1 protein-coding gene is annotated in these 2,748 nt (G+C 67.5%); it reads left to right on the top strand.

The window, feature by feature from the left end:
• Positions 1–127 precede the first annotated feature (127 nt).
• Positions 128–2,740: a DNA polymerase I gene (gene polA, locus VM054_01420; GenBank protein HUT97717.1), complete on the top strand. Its 2,613-nt coding sequence runs from the start codon at positions 128–130 to the stop codon at positions 2,738–2,740.
• Positions 2,741–2,748 lie beyond the last annotated feature (8 nt).

Genomic DNA, 2,748 nt, shown 5'->3' on the forward strand with positions numbered 1-2,748 from the left:
CGGGTCAGGAGACCCGCCCCTACGTCATCGCAGCAGGAGTTGTACGAGCCGCGCGTGAGGGCAGTCATCGCAACCGGCCCTCTCCCGGCCCGGATTGCTGCTATAATCCGGTAAAAAGGGAGAAACCATGACCGATGGCTCGACCAGGCCCCGCCTGCTCCTGGTGGACGGCTACTCCCTCCTCTTCCGCGTGTACCACTCGATCAAGACGCAGCTGACGTCCCGGGACGGTACGAACGTGGCCGCCCTCTACGGCGCCGTCCGCGTGTTCCTCGGCCTCTTGGAGCGCCACAAACCGGACAGGGTCGCCTTCGTCCTCGACGCGCCGGGCCCCACATTCCGCGACGAAATATTTCCCGCGTACAAGGCCAACCGCCCGCCCGCGCCGCCCGAACTCCGTCCCCAGGCCGACCTCCTGCGCAGGCTCTTCCCGCTCCTGGGCTGGCCCCTGGTGGAGACGCCCGGCTACGAGGCCGACGACGCCATCGCCGCGCTGACGAAAAGGGGCCTCGACGCGGGCTACGACGTGCGCATCTTCACCCACGACAAGGACCTGATGCAGCTCATCGGCCCGCGTGTCGTCCACATCGCCCACGGCCGCAAGGGGGAGGAAAGCCTGCGCGACGCGGGCTTCGTCCGGGAGAGGTTCGGCGTCGGACCCGAGCGGATGCGCGACCTGCTGGCGCTGGCCGGCGATTCCTCGGACAACCTGCCCGGTGTGCCCGGCGTGGGGCCGAAGACGGCGGCCAAGCTTTTGGCCGATTACACCGACCTGGAGGGGGTCCTCGCCCACGCCGCCGACCTTCCGGGCAAGCTGGGCGAAAATCTGATAAAGGGCGAAGGGGACGCCCGGCTGACCTGGAAAATGGTCGGCCTGGCCGAGGACGCGCCGGTCCCGCCCCTGGACGAATTAGTAATTTCCGAGGCGAAACCCGGGGCGCTCGAAATGCTCCAAAACCTGCGCTTCGCCGGAGTCATCCGGGACCTGGGGCTCGTGGAGCGGACCGCGGCCCGTTTGGAGGTAGTCTCGGGCCCTCCGGAAGGGTTCGTCGAGAAGGTTCGTAAAAACGGGCGGTTGGGAATCGCATTGGAGGTCGAGGGCGGGCCGGCGCGGCGCTATCGAATCAAGGCCCTGGGTCTGGCCGCGGAACCGGGCGTCGGCTACGGCCTGGCCTGCGACGGTGAACCGCCCTCCTGGCTGACGGAGCTTTTCGCCGATGAGAAAATCTCCACGGTCGGCTACGACCTGAAGCCCATCGCCCGGCGGATTTCCCGACCCGAGGACCTGATGCTCGCCGGGTGGCTCCTGGAGGCGGATCGTCTCCCGCGAGGTCTGGCCTCGCTCTGCCAGGCACACCTCGGCAAGAGACCCGCCGGCGAGGGGGCGCAACCCGCCCAGGGCGACCTCCTTTCCGACCAGGGCGCGGAATTGAAGGGATTGGCCGGTCGGGCCGCCGCCGCCCTCGAGCTGCAACCGGTTTTGGCGGAAAAAATAAAAGAATTTGAACTGGACCGCGTTTACGGAAAAATCGAGCTGCCGCTCCTGCCGGTCATCGCCGCGGTGGAGGAACGGGGGCTCTTGCTGGACTCCTCGGCGCTCGGGGAGCTCTCCACCGAGCTGCACGCCCGGATGGAAGAGTTGGAAAAACGGGCCCACGAGCTGGCCGGCCACCCCTTCAACGTGGCCTCCACCAAGCAGACCGGCGAGGTGCTCTTCGGCGAGCTGAAGCTGCCCGGCGGCCGGCGCACCAAGACCGGCTTCTCCACCGCCGGCGACGTGCTGGAAAAGCTGGCCGCCGAGCACGAGATCGCGGCGGTCATCCTCGAGCACCGGCAACTGGGAAAGCTCGACGGCACCTACGCGGCGAAGCTCCCCGCCGAGGTGGACCCGGTCTCCGGGAGGCTGCACACCACGCTGCACCAGGCGGCCGTAGCCACGGGGCGGCTATCCTCCAGCGACCCGAATCTGCAGAACATCCCCATCCGCACGGAGCTCGGGCGGAGGATCCGCAAGGCCTTCGTCGCCCCCGCGGGGTGCGTCCTGGTATCCGCGGATTACTCGCAGATCGAATTGCGCCTCCTGGCCCACATCTCCGGGGAAGTTCGGCTGCTCGAGGCGTTCCATGCAGGGGCCGACATCCACGCCGCCACCGCCGCCGTCATCTTCGGCGTAGAGAAGGAAAACGTCGGCCTGGACCAGCGCAACGCCGCCAAGGTGGTCAACTACTCGCTCATCTACGGCAAGGGTGTGTACGGCCTGGCGTCGGACCTCGGCATCGGCCGTGCCGAGGCCAAGGCGTTCATAGACGGCTACTTCGCAAAGTACCCGGCGGTGCGGGCGTGGATGGATTCGGGGCTCGAGCGGGCACGGGAGCTGGGGTACACGGTGACCCTCTTCGGCCGCCGGCGCCCCTTCGGCGAGCTGAACTCGTCCAACCGACAGGCCCGGGAGGCCGCCGAGCGCGCCGCCCTCAACGCGCCGCTCCAGGGCACCGCCGCCGACATCTGCAAGCTGGCCATGATTCGCGCCGAGAAGTTTTTGGATGATTGCGACTGCGGGGCGAGGCTGCTTTTGCAGATTCACGACGAGTTGCTCGTCGAGTGCCCCGAGGAAGAGACGGAGCGCGTGGGCGCAATTTTGCGTGAGGCGATGGAAAACGCCTGCGAGGGGCTGATAAATCTGCAGGTGCCGCTGGTGGTCGAGGTGGGGAGCGGGCGGAACTGGCTAGAAGCCCATTGAGCCCTGAA

Source organism: bacterium, assembly GCA_035528375.1.
In the GTDB taxonomy this organism is placed as follows: Bacteria; RBG-13-66-14; RBG-13-66-14; order RBG-13-66-14; family RBG-13-66-14; genus RBG-13-66-14.

Coding starts and splice junctions, on each gene's coding strand:
- polA (HUT97717.1), top strand. CDS start 128: ATGACCGATGGCTCGACCAGGCCCCGCCTGCTCCTGGTGGACGGCTAC.